Raw genomic sequence first — 14,520 nt, 5'->3', positions numbered from 1 at the left:
GGCCTATGGGGTATTTTGCTGCAGCGGCTGTCTCTTGGATCGGGGGGGCAGCTCTTGCTGAATTTTCCCAATCTCAGCTTGCGGCTTTGACGGTATTGTCTCCATTGGCGCAGGAACAATTGGATCCAACGAATGCGCAGTCCCTTGCAGAATGTATGGTCTTAGCGGCCAAGGCGGAGGAAGTGTCTCGCATCGCTGCTTTTGCTGGCATGGCACCCAGCCCGGTCATAATTGATCTGGCCAATGAAATTATCCAGCGCCCGACGGTGCTGAGCTGTTTGACTGAAAAGCTGTCTTAGGGGATGCGGGCTTTGGCATATCACCCGATGAGACAGTTGACGTTGCTTGTTGATAGGCTGCATGGCGCTGTTTGCGTCTGCTCTGTGGAGAAATAATATGGTACAACTGACACTCCCAAAAAATTCCCGCATCACCCGCGGTAAAGTCTGGCCGAAACCGGAAGGCGCGACAAATCTACGGGTTTTCAAGATTTACCGTTGGAACCCTGATGATGGCAAAACTCCACAGGTGGACACTTATTTCGTAGATATGGACACCTGCGGCCCCATGGTTTTGGACGCTCTCATCAAGATTAAGAGCGAAATTGATCCCACTCTGACCTTCCGCCGTTCCTGTCGCGAGGGTATTTGTGGCTCCTGCGCGATGAATGTCGATGGTGTGAACACGCTGGCCTGCATCTATGGCATGGATGAGATCAAGGGGGACGTGAAGATCTATCCCTTGCCGCATATGCCGGTCGTTAAAGATCTGATTCCTGATTTGACGCATTTTTATGCGCAGCATGCGTCAATTATGCCTTGGCTTGAGACAAAGACCAACCGTCCGGCGAAGGAGTGGCTGCAATCGATTGAGGATCGCAAAAAGCTAGATGGGCTCTATGAATGTGTGATGTGCGCCTGCTGCTCGACGTCTTGCCCGTCCTATTGGTGGAACGGTGATCGCTATCTCGGCCCAGCGGCTTTGTTACATGCTTATCGCTGGATTATTGACAGCCGTGATGAGGCGACCGGAGAGCGCTTGGATAATCTGGAAGACCCGTTCAAACTCTATCGCTGTCATACCATCATGAATTGCACCAAGACCTGTCCAAAAGGTTTGAATCCGGCAAAATCAATTGCGTCTATTAAAGAAATGATGGTCGAACGGCGGGTCTAGACACAGGTCGCTAGGCGAAAGCGGCTTCCAGGGCTATTTCCACCATATTCCCAAAGCTGCGTTCGCGCTCTTCAGAGGGCAGGGCCTCATGGGTTAGCAGATGATCAGAAATGGTACATACCGCCAAAGCGCGCCGATTGTGGCGAGCCGCCAGATTGTAAAGCTCCGCTGTTTCCATCTCGACGGCCAAAATCCCATGACGCGTCATTTGCTCGTTGAGGTCGGGGCGCTCATCATAAAAGACATCTGACGAATAAATTCCACCCACATGGGCGTCGATGCTGCGCCGGCGTGCGGCGGTTACAGCCGCCTCCAGCAGGCCATAATCGGCACAAGGAGCAAAATTGATCTCTTTGAACATGCCAAGGGATGGGGTGGAAAGGGTGGAGGCGGTCATGGCAATCACCACATCGCGCAGCTTGACCTTGGGGCTCATACCACCGGCCGAGCCGATGCGGATCAAAGTTTTGGCGTCATAGTCTTTTATCAATTCATTGACGTAGATGGAGAGGCTCGGCATGCCCATGCCAGATCCTTGAATGGTCACAGGGTTGCCGCGCCAAAGCCCCGTATAGCCCAGCATGCCGCGCACTTGGTTGACGCATTTTGCCTTTTCCAAAAAGGTCTCCGCCGCCCATTTTGCGCGCAGAGGGTCCCCGGGCAAGAGCACAGTTTGGGCAATTTCGCCAGGTTGCGCATCAATGTGAATGGTCATGATATCACCTCGAATATTTTATGAACGGAGTCAGCGTGCCGATCCGGTCATAGAGCACACGCGCGTTTTCGTTGAAATCTTGGGTCATCCAATAAACGTTTGGCGTGCCATTGGCATCGGCCGCAGCGTAAACGGCCTCGATCAAAGCGCGGCCAATACCCTGCCCACGGACCGTATCTTTGACATAGAGATCTTGTAAATAACATACATCTTCTGTGCGCCAATTGTGGGCGTGATAAATGTAATGGACAATGCCCACCGCCGCGCCGTCCAGCTCGGCGACACGCGCATTTTGCACACGATTGGTCGGATTGATCAGCCGTGCAAAGGTCGTTTCATAAATTTCAGGTGCAATCGCCGTGTCGTAAAACGACAGGTAGTCGCGCCACATCTGCCCCCAAACGACCCGGTCGTCAGCTACAAGAGGGCGGATGTTCAGCGGCATATGCCAGCTCCTTCGTCGTTAAGCGGAATGTGCCCCGTCGGCGAGAGATTTGACAAAGGCCAAGATCTCCGCAGGGGACTTTCCGGCGCCAATTTCATCAACAATGGCCGAGCCAACAACCGCGCCATCGGCCACGGATGCGATATCATGCGCATTTTGCGGGGTGCGAATTCCAAAGCCCACGATGATTGGTAAATCGGTGGCCGCTTTGATGCGCGCGACTTCTGGTCCAACGTTGCTGGCCTGCGCGGCCGCAGCGCCGGTGATGCCATTGATTGAGACATAGTAGACAAAGCCAGAGGTGTTGGTGAGGACTTTGGGCAAGCGCTTATCATCGGTGGTCGGCGTGGCCAGGCGGATAAAATTCAGGCCGGCCTTTTGAGCGGGAATGCACAGTTCGCTGTCTTCTTCCGGCGGCAGATCGACCACAATCATCCCATCGATGCCTGCCTCTTTGGCTTCGGCAAGAAAACGCGCGACTCCGCGCGAATAAATTGGGTTGTAATAGCCCATCAACACAATTGGCGTTATGTCATCGGTTTCGCGAAACTCTCGGACCATTTGCAGGGTTTTGTCGAGGGTCATTCCGGCCTCTAACGCGCGTTGCCCAGCCAATTGAATGGTGGGGCCATCGGCCATTGGATCGGTGAAGGGCAGGCCCAATTCTATGATATCAACCCCGGCGGCGGGCAGGCCTTTGACCACCTCTAATGCGCTATCATAGGTCGGATCTCCAGCCATGACATAGGTCACAAAAGCCTTTTTTCCGGCGGCTTTGAGTTCTGCAAATTTTGCGTCGATCCGTGTCATATCTGGCCCTTCATATTGCTTATGTCCTGACATGCCGTAAAGGCGGGCCAAGTTCAATATACTTTGGCCAAGCATAGAGCATTCTGTGACATTTGCCGCGCCGCCCACTCAACGCAGTTCTGCTTGCTCTGCTGGACCGGCGCAGATAAGAGCGGTTTGAAAATGAAGGAGTGCATCATGGGTTTTAGAATGGGTATCGTTGGCTTGCCAAATGTTGGCAAATCCACCTTGTTTAACGCGCTGACCAAAACGGCTTCAGCGCAGGCGGCGAATTTTCCATTTTGCACCATTGAGCCGAATGTTGGTGAGGTTAACGTGCCAGACGCGCGCTTGGCCAATCTGGCACAGATTGCCAACTCAGCGACTGTCATACCGGCGCGCATGACCTTTGTGGACATCGCCGGGCTCGTCAAAGGCGCAAGCCAAGGCGAGGGGCTGGGCAATCAATTTCTAGCCAATATCCGCGAAACTGACGCAATCGCCCATGTGGTCCGTTGTTTTGAAGACGGGGATGTGGTGCATGTCTCTGATCATGTAGATCCCATTGCAGATGCCGATACCATCGATACAGAACTTATGCTGGCGGATATGGAAAGCGTCGAGAAGCGCCTTCAAAACATCGTGCGAAAAGTGCGCGGCGGTGACAAGGAAGCGGTGCAGCAAGAGCGCCTGCTACGCGCTGCTTTGGCCGCTTTAGAGCAGGGCAAGCCAGCCCGCACAGTTGAGGTCGATCCAGAAGATGCCAAGCAATGGAAAATGCTGCAATTGCTCAGCACTAAGCCGATCCTCTATGTCTGCAACGTGGGCGAGTCTGATGCGGCGTCTGGCAATCGCTATTCAGACGCTGTGGCGAAAATGGCCGCAGAGCAGGGCAACAGCCATGTGATCATTTCCGCGCAGATCGAAGAAGAGATTAGCCAGCTTGACGACGAAGAGGCTGAGATGTTTCTTGACGAAATGGGGCTTGAGGAAGCTGGCCTCGATCGCCTGATCCGCGCAGGCTACGCGCTTTTGGCGCTTGAGACCTATTTCACAGTCGGCCCTAAAGAGGCTCGGGCCTGGACGATCAAACAGGGTACAACCGCGCCGCAGGCTGCGGGTGTTATCCATGGTGATTTCGAGCGCGGGTTCATTCGCGCTGAGACCATAGCCTATGAAGATTTTGCCGCGCTTGGCGGCGAGTCTGCTGCAAAAGAGGCCGGCAAAATGCGCGCTGAGGGAAAATCTTATGTCGTGCAAGACGGTGATGTGATGCATTTCCTATTTAATACCTAGGGGCGGCACAATCGGCTCACCGGCAGGGGGAGGGGGCGCAATGGCGCTTAAACTGATCGTCGATACAGATCCAGGCATTGATGATGCCATGGCGATTTTTTACGCCATTGCCGCTCCTGAGATTGATCTTTTGGGTCTGACAACCGTGTTTGGCAATGTGACAACCCCCAAAGCCACGCGCAATGCGCTGTATTTGCTGGAACAAGCGGGGATTGAGATTCCTGTGGCGGAAGGGATGCATCGCCCCCGCATGCTCCCGCCATTTCCACCATCCTCTGCGGTGCATGGGGGCGAGGGTCTTGGAACGCTTGATGTGCCCATTTCCCAGCGTCACGCCTTGGTGGAGACCGCTCCGGAGTATCTGGTACGGATGGCGCGCGCGCATCAGGGGGAATTATTGCTCTGTCCCATTGGGCCTTTAACCAATATTGCCGCGGCGATGGAACTCGATCCGTCGTTTTGCGGCAATCTCAAGGGCATGGTTGTCATGGGCGGCAGTCTGCGGGCAGGGGGCAATATCACCTCGGCTGCGGAGGCCAATTTTTATCATGATCCCCATGCGGCCGATTATGTGCTGCGCTATGGGTGCAATATCACGCTGGTGGGTCTTGACGTGACGAACCGGGTGATCTGCCCACGCAGCTTCTTTTGCGGGCTTGGCGTCTGAAAGTCGGAAAATGGGTGGGCTTTTGCGCGATATGGCAGATTATTACATCGATTTCTATGAGACTGTTGGAAAATTTGCCGGATGCGGCATGCATGATCCTTCTGCGCTGGTGGCCTGCATCGCGCCTGAACTCTTCACCACGGAGCCCCATGCTTTGCGCGTGACATGCCACGGCGACCGTTCTGGCGAAATGATTATAGAGGAAAGTTCAACTGCCCAGCTGGTAAATGTCTGTACGGATGTGCAAGCCGAGGCGGTGAAGCAGAATTTTTTCAACAATGTGGCGAAACTCAGCTAAATCGACCTTGTCCCCAGCCCAACTCCCCGTTAAACGGATCAACGGAGACGTGGCCGAGTGGACGAAGGCGCTCCCCTGCTAAGGGAGTAGGCCCGGAAGGGTCTCGAGGGTTCGAATCCCTTCGTCTCCGCCACCCACCCAAACCTGTGTTTATATTATTAAAAATAAACGATTTTTTGGATGTTACTGAACTAGCTACCACACACGTTAACCACACACGTTAACCACACACGTCAACCACACACGAAACTCAGAAAACTAAAATGAAGTGATCTAGAGTTCGTGCCTTAATTGCTTTGTCTGGTGTTTCATGAATCTGATTCATATTGGCTCACCTAACCCCAGCCCCATCCATCGCAACATCAGAGTTACCCGTGTAAACGATCTGATACGTGTTGTTACCCTTCACGCCGCAGTTATGGCATCTGGCTCTCTGACGTACCTCGTTAGCAGGACAGGGTGATTCACCAAAAAGCGATGCAAAAATTAAACTGGTTTGAACGATTATAACATGCATTATAATCAACAGTTAGCTTTCAAAATGGAGTGAATAATGACGAACTTAATGAATTCTACTTCTGATCGTGATCGTCGTCAACGTAATGGAGCCACTAGAGGTCGTGATTTATATTGGGGCTTTACTATTGGAACTCTAAGCAATTTGGTCACTTTGTTTATTATTGCACAAGCTGGTCGCTTACCAACACTTGCAATATCAGCAATGATTGTAGCTACATTCGTTTTTGTAATGATAAACTCATTTGACTGCATGGATGACCTTAAAGCCAACGCAGACGATATGGATGCCGATGAGGCAGCGACAAATTTTGGTGCGAAGTTTAGGAAGGCTCCTTGGGGAATGTTTAAGGCGGTCGTTACAGTTATGTTCGGCGGCGTCGCAGTTACTCAACTTGGATCAATCTGGGGCTTTATGTGAAGTTTTGATTAGTGCTACCTAACCCCAGCACCATCCATCGCAACATCAAGGAGGCGTAGTCTCCGACTACTTGAATTACCCGTGTAAACGATCTGATACGTGTTGTTACCCTTCACGCCACAGTTATGGCATCTGGCTCTCTGACGTACCTTCTAAGTTGTCGTTATGACTATGATTACCACTCTAAGATATAGACTTGATCAAACATGTTTAACTATCATAACTTTTCCACGTTGTTATTAATGGAGAAAATGAAATGTTTGCAACATCAGCTGATTGGTCATTCGATTCAATACCGGAAAACTTCTACGACAAACAGAACGAGTATATATTAGAGTTCAAATCCTTAGGTGCGGTTAACTTTTTCTATGTGCAGACCAGTCCGACCACAGCAAGAAGTATGATGGTTTGGCCAGATAAGGAAACTGCCCACGCAGCCTTGGTAAGGGTTAGAGAGGGAGTAGCAGCTGAAAATGGCTCCGTAATAGTATCTGTTTGCGAAGGCGATATTTTAGCTAGTTTTTAGTTTTTCAAAAATAGACTGGCTCTTTTCTCTAGCATAGTATGGTGCTTACAGAGGCCGCAGGTGGTGCCGAGTTGGTGCTGTGGGATGGTTGAGAGTTTGGTCATAATGTTAAAACTTGTCACAGGTCGCAATGAAAAATCCTGTCAGAGGCGCAGAGGCAAAGGCATAATTGAGGCGTCCATCTATGAGGTAAAGTTTTGCAGTCACACTTGAAGCCTCCAAGATTGAACCTCCTTCCAAGAAGAAAACAATATCCATGGTAGTTCCATCAAAATACCCCCGACATGGTGCCAAGGGCCATGGGCATGGGAGCTAGTATTGTCGACCTATCTGTCGGGGTTGCACGAGCTCAATCAGCGTTGTGTTAGTTTTGCTCGGGCCGCGGTCCGTGGATCAACGGCAAGGGTTACTGTGCCTGATCGCTGCAGTTGAGACGTAGGGCGCAGGACCGCCCCGTCCCTATCCCAGGGCCCCGCGTCTCGGACCACGGGCCTTTAATATTAGCGTTGTAGATTCATTGGGGGATTGTTTTGTTTGGTAACTGCATCTTTATTCACGCACCAACTTCAAGCTGAACCGCGCTGCCGCTCTCGCTAAGTGGCGTCAATTATTGAGCGCATAGATTTAGGCTACACCAGCAATTAGATGCGAGTTCTCAATAATAGGGCCGCACAAATCAATCTCCGATTGGTTTAGGTCCGGGGTCTTTGGTCAATGGCAACAGCGATGTTCGGATGCGCCGCAGGTTCTCTTTGACTCGTTCTGGCCGCTTTCTCGCAGCACCGGCGGCCAGGACATCGACAATCGCAATGTAGACAAGACGCGAGGCTGAGGGTTTGTAAATGTCTTGATCTTCAGGAATATCGATTTGGATTGAAATGTCCGTTAGCAGTGCAAGGTCTGAGCCGGTTTTGGTTAAGCTGATCGTAGTTGCGCCATATTGTTTGGCGATTGCAATGCTATCCAAAAGTTCAGCAGGTTGACCACTTGATGAAATTGCGACCAGCACATCACCTTCGATCAGGGTCGAGGATAGCATGCGCTGGAGATAACCGTCGGCATGCGCCTCTGCGGGAATACCAAGCCGAAAAAACCTGTTGGCCCCCTCACGAGCAACATTGGCAGAGCCCCCGCCAACACCAAGAAAGGCTATGCGGCGGGCATCGGCAAGTTTGTCTGTTGCTTGTTCAATCGCCTCACTATCCAGTTGCCCACGAACCAGCGTCAGAGTGTCGACCAATGTACTGAACACCTGTGTTACCAATTGCCCGGTTTCAGATTGATCTCCGCTTGCCCCCCCAAGGTATTGCAAACTGACCGCCACGTTTTGCGCAAGTCTGATTTGAAAGTCGCGGAACCCTTCGCAGCCGATTGTTGTACAGAATCGATTCACTGTCGCGACAGAAACCTCGGTTGCCGCTGCAATCTCGTGCTGCGAAAGAAAAGAGATTCCCTCAAGGTTTGCCAGCACAAAATCAGCAACCAGTTGCTCGCGCTTGGGGAAAGCTCCGTTCAGAGTGCGCACATGCGAGATGAGATCGATAACTTCGAGCATTGTCTTGGTGTGCCTCTCATACGGGCTTATATGCCACTACATCCATTTCAACCTTGGCGTCTACCATTAGCGCACTTTGCACTGTGGCCCGCGCGGGTGGATGTGCGGCGAAATATTTAGCAAAGACCGAATTGAAACTGGTGAAATCCCGTGGATCGTCCAGCCAAACGCCGACTTGTACCACATGCGCCAAGCTGCAATCTGCAAGTTTTAGAACGGCGATGATATTGGCTATAACAGCTTCTGACTGTGCGATGATCCCCCCTGTGACAACTTCGCCGTCAACTGTCGGGACTTGCCCGGATACATAGATAAAATCCCCCGCACGCACGGCTTTAGAAAAGGGGCGCGGCGTGCCGCCAGCAGCAGCGTCTGCGCCGTCAAAGCGGATGATTTTTTGTGGAGTAGTTTGCATATTGGTAACCTTTATGTAAGTTATTTACATTTTATACTCGGTTTAGCTGACTTTTCCAAATAATATTTGACTATTATTGGCTAAATTGTAAGATATTTACATCTAAATAAAATTAACTTGAAACATCATAACGAAGGAGATTGAGATGAAACTGAAAATTTGGATGAAATCTGCGCTGGCAGTGGGGGCTTTGATGACCCTGACAAGCGGGGCATATGCCGATGGCATGTTGCGCTATGCTACCGTGGGCGAACCTCCCAGCCTTGATCAACAGGTTGTTACCTCTGATCTGGCAACCACCATTGCGCATCATATGTTTGAAGGTTTGTACACCTTTAATGCGTCCAATGCGCCAGTACCGCTGCTAGCATCTGGCGAAACTGTGTCCGCAGATGGCAAAACAATTGTAATTGCGCTGCGCGAGGGTGTTAAGTTTCATAATGGTCAGGCTATGACATCTGCCGACGTCCTGGCATCACTTCAGCGTTGGGGCGAATTTGGCTCACGTGGCAGCCTGATTTTTGATCACGTCGACAGTGTTGAGGCGAGTGGAGATTATGAGATCACCATAAATCTTAAAGAGCCCTTCGGCCCTTGGAAAAATCTAATGGCCTTTATAAACGGTGGTCCCGCGATCTATCCAGCTAGCGTTATGGAAGGCGCTACAAAGGAACCAATCTCTCCTGATCAGTACATTGGGACAGGTCCATACAAGTTCAACGAATGGGAGGCCAATCGCTATGTAGAGTTGGTGCGCTTTGACGGTTACATTTCGCCCGAGGGAGCGGCCGACGGATACGGCGGTGAACGAGCGACTAATTTTGATACACTCCGTTTTATCCCAGTGTCTGATGTGGGTACTCGGGTCGCCGGGGTTCGCGCTGGAGACTACGACTATGCCGAAAGCATTCCGGGTGATTTGTTTGCAGATTTGGATGCAGATACGGGCGTGAAAACTATGCTTAACGGTGGGCCAATTTTTGGTTTGGTCTTTCTAAACTCCAGTGATGGTCCATTGAAAGAAAACTTTGCGCTGCGTCGTGCCATTCAGACGGCCATCGACAAAACACCCGCCTTGCAAGTTTCTATTGGGCCCGAAGGACTGTGGCGCGCCAATGGCTCTTTTGCTCCAGAAGGCAGTGTTTGGGCTACTAAAGCAGGCACCGAAAACTACAGCCGTGGAGACGCAGAAGCAGCAAAAGCTATGGCAGCAGAGGCAGGCTACGACGGTCAGCCAATCAAGTTCATGGTCTCGACTAACTATCCATTCCATTATGACAGTGCGATCGTTTATACCAAGCAACTGGCGCAGGCGGGGTTCAATATTGACCTTCAGGTCTATGACTGGGCAACATTGATTGAAAAGCGTGCGCAGCCTGATCAGTGGGATTTGTTCTTTACACACCATGGTTTTGTACCGGATCCAATCTTGATCTCTGTGATGAACGACAATTACCCCGGTTGGTGGGCAACTCCCGAAAAGAAAGCTTTGAAAGATCGTTTCACAGCGTCCTCAGACCCGAGTGAGCGTCAAGAAATTTGGGCGGAGCTTCAGGCCTTGATCTACGAACAGGTGCCAACAATGAAGACCGGCGACGTTTATACCTACAACATTGCCTCTCCAAAGCTGAAAGGGCTTGGCAAACAGACTTTGATTTGGCCAAGCTTTTGGAACGTTTCCAAGTAAGGTTCTTCCCAGCCCCCTGCTAAACTTGAAGCGGGGGGCTAATTTACCCATTCCAGTCAACTGAGGTTAACATGCTTGCGTATACTGCAAAACGCCTTTTGACTCTTATCCCAACGCTTCTGGCAGCATCTATATTGGTGTTTCTTTTTGTGCACCTAATCCCTGGGGATCCTGCTGCAATCCTGTTGGGCGACACGGCGACGCCTGAAGAGGTGGCACAACTTTCTGCTGAAATGGGCTTTGACCGTCCCCTCCACGTTCAATATTTTATTTGGCTGGGAAATGTCTTGCAAGGCGATCTCGGCACTTCAATTTTCTTTCGCCAACCGGTCTTATCGGTCATCGGCAGTGGGGCTGAGACGTCGATCTTGCTCGCAAGTATGACAATGATTTGGATCATCCTCATTGGCTTACCAATTGGCATTTTATCTGCTACCAGACAAGGAACCTGGATCGATCAGATTACTTCAAGCGGGGCGATGTTGGCTGCGTCCATCCCGACCTTCTGGCTTGGCCTTTACCTGATCATGATCTTTTCTGTTACACTGGGATGGTTTCCGAGTTCTGGCTTTCCGTCGCTGTCGGATCACGGCGGTATAACAAACTTACGCTATCTGCTACTTCCGAGCCTGACCTTAGCCGCGCCAAACGCAGCTTTGATAGTTCGGTTGGTCCGCGCCTCTATGCTGGATGTCTCGCGCGAGGATCATGTCCGCACCGCCCGGGCGAAAGGGCTGCATCCGACGCGGGTAGCCATCAAGCACATATTCCGCAATGCTTTGATCGCCGTTGCTGCAGCGTTCGGATTTACTTTTGCTGCCCTGATATCTGAGGCGGTTGTGACTGAAACTGTGTTCTCGCTCCCTGGAATTGGACGACTTGTCGTTCAATCTATCTTGCGCCGGGATTATCCGGTCATACAAGGAGTCATCCTTGTGATTGTTGTTCTATACATGGTTGTCAACTTGGCCGTGGACCTCGCCTATGCGCGGTTAGATCCAAGGGTATCTCTAAAATGAACACTTTGATTTTCTTCCAAACTGCATTTGCCGGCCGCAGGCTTGCCACATTAGGTTTTCTCTGGCTCGTCATGATTACAGTAGCGGCATTGGCGGCACCGCTCATTGCTCCCTTTGATCCGCTTGAGATTGACCCGGTGGGCCGATTGGCAGAACCGGGATGGCCAAATCTCTTTGGCACAGACCACTTTGGCCGTGATACGTTCTCGCGCGCGGTATATGGCGCCCGCATGACGGTGATCATTGGGACGGGCAGCGTCGCTGTTGCTCTTTTAGCAGGTGGCTTGATTGGTATGATCTCAGCCTATTTTACCCGATTGGGCCATTTTCTTATGCGCTGTGTGGATGTCCTGATGGCTTTCCCCGCTTTACTGATGGCGCTTGCCTTGATCACGCTGCTGGAGCGAAGTGTATTCAACACGATCCTTGTGATCGGTATTGTCTACGCCACCACCACCGCCCGGATCCTATATGGTATGACATTGAAATTGAGGGGCGAAGTGTTCGTTGATGCTGCTGTCTGCTCTGGCGCTGGACACTTTTCCATTCTCTTTCGTCACATTCTGCCGAATCTCGTCTCACCTTTGCTGGTGCAAGCCAGCTTCATATTTGCCTTTGCGCAGTTACAGGCCGCTGCACTTGATTTTCTCGGTCTTGGCCTGCCACCCGAAGTGCCAAGTTGGGGCAATATGCTGTCCGAAGAACGCATCTATGTCACCCGCGCCCCATGGCTTCTGATCTATCCCGGCATGCTGATTGTGTTATCAGTTTTTTCTATGAACCTAGTGGGGGACGCGCTGCGTGACAGCATCGATCCGCGCTTTAAAGACGATATTGCGGGGGTCTGATCACATGGCATTGCTGGAGGTTCAAGATCTTGAGATAGCCGTCAGGACAAAGGGCAAGCTTTTGCCAGTTGTTCAAGGCGTGTCCTTTGACGTTGATGACAATGAAACTCTGGGCATCGTTGGTGAAAGTGGTTGTGGCAAAAGTCTTACTGCGCTGGCGATTATGGGACTTTTGGGGGGCACCACCGTGCGGATCACTGGCGGGAATATCCGCTTTGATGGTATGGATTTGTTGACGCTTTCTGACGGTGAACGGCGCAGCATCATGGGCAACCGGATGGCGATGATTTTCCAAGAACCGATGACGAGTCTCAACCCTGTCTACCGCATTGGTGACCAAATCATCGAAAACATTCGCCAGCATCAAAAAATGACCAATGCACAGGCGCGCGACCGCGCGGTTGAATTGCTGAGCCTTGTGCGGATCCCAAACCCGTCTGAACGTGTAGACAGTTTTCCCCATCAAATGTCTGGTGGACAACGTCAGAGAGTCATGATCGCAATGGCTTTATCTTGTGATCCTAAACTGCTGATCGCAGACGAGCCCACGACTGCGTTGGATGTGACAGTGCAGAAAGAAGTTCTCGATTTGATGGCGGACCTTCAGACCCGTATGGGGACAGCTATCGTTCTGATCAGCCATGATCTAGGGGTGATTTCGGAGACCTGCGATAAGGTCGCGGTTATGTATCGCGGCCGCGTGGTCGAGGCCGCTGCGACAGAAAATCTGTTCGCAGAATTGGCCCATCCTTATACGCGCGGATTGTTGAACTCAATTCCGGTGGTAGATAGCGATGTTGATTGGCTTGAGGCGATACCCGGCCGAGTGCCGACATTGGAAGAAGAGTTAACCGGCTGTGCGTTCCACCCGCGTTGCGCTTTGGTGACAAAGTTATGCGCCACCAGCGTGCCTCAAGAGACTGAGTACAAACCTGGCCATTCTGTCCGGTGCCATTTTTCTGGAAAGGTCGCGCCATGACTGAACCTTTACTTCGCGTAATTGACCTTAAGACACATTTCCGCACCAAAGCTTCATGGATGTTTGGCGAGAAGCAGTTGATTAAGGCTGTTGATGGGGTTTCTTTCGACATTGCTCCGGGGGAAGTGCTTAGCCTTGTTGGTGAATCTGGGTGTGGAAAATCCACGGTGGGGCGTACACTTACCCATCTGGAACAAGCTACATCTGGGCGGGCGTTGTTTGAAGGCCGAGATTTTTTAGTGATGTCACCCAATGAATTCCGTCCCTTACGACGCGAAATTCAAATGATATTTCAAGACCCTTTTGCCTCCCTCAACCCGCGCCTCAAGATTGAACAGACTTTAGGAGAGCCGCTTTTTATCCACGGGTTATGCAAGACTTGGGACGAGGCGCGCGCCAAAATAGCGGTGATGCTGGAAACTGTTGGAATGGACCCACTGGTTATGAAACGCCATCCGCATGAGTTTTCGGGCGGCCAGCGCCAACGCATCGGGATTGCACGTGTTATGATCCTGAAACCCAAACTGGTGATCGCCGATGAGGCCGTATCGGCGTTGGACGTGTCTATTCAGGCGCAGGTTCTGAACCTTCTCAAAAAACTGCAACAGGATAGTGGTGTATCGATGCTGTTCATCAGTCATGATCTGGGTGTTGTGCGCCACATCAGCGATCAGGTAGCGGTCATGCATGAGGGAAAAATCGTGGAAATTGGCCGGAAACGCCAGATATTTGAGGCTCCCCAGCACGAATATACTCGTAAACTTCTCGAGTCTATCCCGAGGGTCAAAATCGGAAAGGAGGTTGCGTGATGCAAAGTTCCAAGCGTGTTTTCCTAGGGTCAATTGCGACAGAGACTAACACGTTTTCGCCGCTGAGGACAGATATTCAGGATTTTAAGGAAAGCTTCTATGCCCCCCCAGGAGGACACCCGAAGACGCCGACTTTGTGTAGTGCCGTCTATCCGGTAGCCCGCGCTCGAGCAGCCGAATTTAACTGGCAAATTGTTGAGGGAACCGCGTCTTGGGCAGAGCCCGGTGGGATTGTAAATCAGCACACGTGGGAATTTCTACGTGATCAGCTATTGGCCGAACTCAGAGCAGCAATGCCTGTTGATATCGTACTTCTTGGCCTGCATGGTGCCATGGTTTCGCAAGGCTGTCTGGACTGT

At 51.4% G+C, this 14,520-nt stretch carries 19 protein-coding genes and 1 tRNA gene; 14 read left to right on the top strand and 6 right to left on the bottom strand.

Going from position 1 to position 14,520, the window contains the following annotated elements:
• Nucleotides 1-5 precede the first annotated feature (5 nt).
• Both ABLW18_RS11250 and ABLW18_RS11245 read left to right on the top strand, forming a co-directional pair.
• Nucleotides 6-299: a hypothetical protein gene (locus tag ABLW18_RS11250; RefSeq protein ID WP_347824896.1), complete on the top strand. Its 294-nt coding sequence runs from the start codon at nt 6-8 to the stop codon at nt 297-299.
• A gap of 97 nt (nt 300-396) precedes the next feature.
• Nucleotides 397-1,176: a succinate dehydrogenase iron-sulfur subunit gene (locus ABLW18_RS11245; RefSeq protein WP_347824895.1), complete on the top strand. Its 780-nt coding sequence runs from the start codon at nt 397-399 to the stop codon at nt 1,174-1,176.
• A 10-nt stretch (nt 1,177-1,186) separates the two neighbouring features.
• On the opposite strand, the gene deoD is transcribed toward ABLW18_RS11245, so the two are convergent.
• The 3 genes from deoD to trpA are packed head-to-tail and all read right to left on the bottom strand — an operon-like array spanning nt 1,187 to nt 3,146.
• Nucleotides 1,187-1,891, bottom strand: a complete 705-nt coding sequence (gene deoD / locus ABLW18_RS11240; RefSeq protein WP_347824894.1) for a purine-nucleoside phosphorylase — start codon at nt 1,889-1,891, stop codon at nt 1,187-1,189.
• Nucleotides 1,892-1,895: 4 nt separating this feature from the next.
• Nucleotides 1,896-2,336, bottom strand: coding sequence for a GNAT family N-acetyltransferase (locus tag ABLW18_RS11235; protein WP_347824893.1), 441 nt, complete (start codon nt 2,334-2,336; stop codon nt 1,896-1,898).
• Nucleotides 2,337-2,354: 18 nt separating this feature from the next.
• Nucleotides 2,355-3,146, bottom strand: coding sequence for a tryptophan synthase subunit alpha (gene trpA, locus ABLW18_RS11230; protein WP_347824930.1), 792 nt, complete (start codon nt 3,144-3,146; stop codon nt 2,355-2,357).
• A gap of 177 nt (nt 3,147-3,323) precedes the next feature.
• Here trpA and ychF point away from each other — a divergent pair, with 177 nt between their 5' ends.
• The 6 genes from ychF to ABLW18_RS11200 all read left to right on the top strand — a co-directional run bounded on the left by ychF (nt 3,324) and on the right by ABLW18_RS11200 (nt 6,849).
• Complete coding sequence (gene ychF / locus ABLW18_RS11225) at nt 3,324-4,421, top strand: redox-regulated ATPase YchF (protein ID WP_347824892.1); 1,098 nt, start codon at nt 3,324-3,326, stop codon at nt 4,419-4,421.
• A 40-nt stretch (nt 4,422-4,461) separates the two neighbouring features.
• Nucleotides 4,462-5,088 carry a nucleoside hydrolase gene (locus ABLW18_RS11220; protein WP_347824891.1) on the top strand — a complete coding sequence of 209 codons (627 nt, stop codon included), beginning with the start codon at nt 4,462-4,464 and terminating at the stop codon, nt 5,086-5,088.
• 10 nt (nt 5,089-5,098) lie between these two features.
• Complete coding sequence (locus ABLW18_RS11215; RefSeq protein ID WP_347824890.1) at nt 5,099-5,386, top strand: nucleoside hydrolase; 288 nt, start codon at nt 5,099-5,101, stop codon at nt 5,384-5,386.
• Nucleotides 5,387-5,429: 43 nt separating this feature from the next.
• Nucleotides 5,430-5,519 (top strand) — tRNA-Ser (locus tag ABLW18_RS11210).
• Nucleotides 5,520-5,939: 420 nt separating this feature from the next.
• On the top strand, nt 5,940-6,323 hold the full coding sequence (locus ABLW18_RS11205) for a hypothetical protein (protein WP_108865781.1): 384 nt from the start codon (nt 5,940-5,942) through the stop codon (nt 6,321-6,323).
• Nucleotides 6,324-6,579: 256 nt separating this feature from the next.
• Nucleotides 6,580-6,849: a hypothetical protein gene (locus ABLW18_RS11200; protein WP_347824889.1), complete on the top strand. Its 270-nt coding sequence runs from the start codon at nt 6,580-6,582 to the stop codon at nt 6,847-6,849.
• A gap of 108 nt (nt 6,850-6,957) precedes the next feature.
• On the opposite strand, the gene ABLW18_RS11195 is transcribed toward ABLW18_RS11200, so the two are convergent.
• From ABLW18_RS11195 to ABLW18_RS11185, 3 genes are all read right to left on the bottom strand, one after another.
• Nucleotides 6,958-7,107 (bottom strand): hypothetical protein, encoded by a 150-nt coding sequence (locus ABLW18_RS11195; protein WP_347824888.1) that lies wholly within the window; start codon nt 7,105-7,107, stop codon nt 6,958-6,960.
• Between the two features lie 418 nt (nt 7,108-7,525).
• Entirely contained in the window at nt 7,526-8,404 is an 879-nt protein-coding gene (locus tag ABLW18_RS11190; protein WP_347823797.1) for a MurR/RpiR family transcriptional regulator, read from the bottom strand.
• A 16-nt stretch (nt 8,405-8,420) separates the two neighbouring features.
• Nucleotides 8,421-8,819: a Rid family hydrolase gene (locus tag ABLW18_RS11185; RefSeq protein WP_347823798.1), complete on the bottom strand. Its 399-nt coding sequence runs from the start codon at nt 8,817-8,819 to the stop codon at nt 8,421-8,423.
• 145 nt (nt 8,820-8,964) lie between these two features.
• Between ABLW18_RS11185 and ABLW18_RS11180 the strand changes: the two genes are divergently transcribed.
• The 6 genes from ABLW18_RS11180 to ABLW18_RS11155 all read left to right on the top strand — a co-directional run.
• A complete protein-coding gene (locus ABLW18_RS11180; RefSeq protein WP_347824887.1) occupies nt 8,965-10,506 on the top strand; it encodes an ABC transporter substrate-binding protein in 1,542 nt (513 codons plus the stop codon).
• A gap of 71 nt (nt 10,507-10,577) precedes the next feature.
• A complete protein-coding gene (locus ABLW18_RS11175; RefSeq protein ID WP_347824886.1) occupies nt 10,578-11,525 on the top strand; it encodes an ABC transporter permease in 948 nt (315 codons plus the stop codon).
• Nucleotides 11,522-12,373 carry an ABC transporter permease gene (locus ABLW18_RS11170; protein ID WP_347823801.1) on the top strand — a complete coding sequence of 284 codons (852 nt, stop codon included), beginning with the start codon at nt 11,522-11,524 and terminating at the stop codon, nt 12,371-12,373. The genes ABLW18_RS11175 and ABLW18_RS11170 overlap by 4 nt, the downstream gene beginning before the upstream one ends.
• A 4-nt stretch (nt 12,374-12,377) precedes the next feature.
• A complete protein-coding gene (locus ABLW18_RS11165; RefSeq protein WP_347824885.1) occupies nt 12,378-13,352 on the top strand; it encodes an ABC transporter ATP-binding protein in 975 nt (324 codons plus the stop codon).
• Nucleotides 13,349-14,161: an ATP-binding cassette domain-containing protein gene (locus ABLW18_RS11160; protein ID WP_347824884.1), complete on the top strand. Its 813-nt coding sequence runs from the start codon at nt 13,349-13,351 to the stop codon at nt 14,159-14,161. Before ABLW18_RS11165 ends, ABLW18_RS11160 begins: the two co-directional genes overlap by 4 nt.
• On the top strand, nt 14,161-14,520 hold a 360-nt coding region (locus ABLW18_RS11155), incomplete at its 3' end, for a M81 family metallopeptidase (protein ID WP_347824883.1). The genes ABLW18_RS11160 and ABLW18_RS11155, both read left to right, overlap by 1 nt.

Origin of the sequence: uncultured Planktomarina sp. (assembly GCA_943788425.1) — a bacterium.
In the GTDB taxonomy this organism is placed as follows: Bacteria; Pseudomonadota; Alphaproteobacteria; order Rhodobacterales; family Rhodobacteraceae; genus Planktomarina.
Note: the sequence above shows the minus strand (reverse complement) of the source record. Positions and strands in the feature narration are given on the sequence as shown.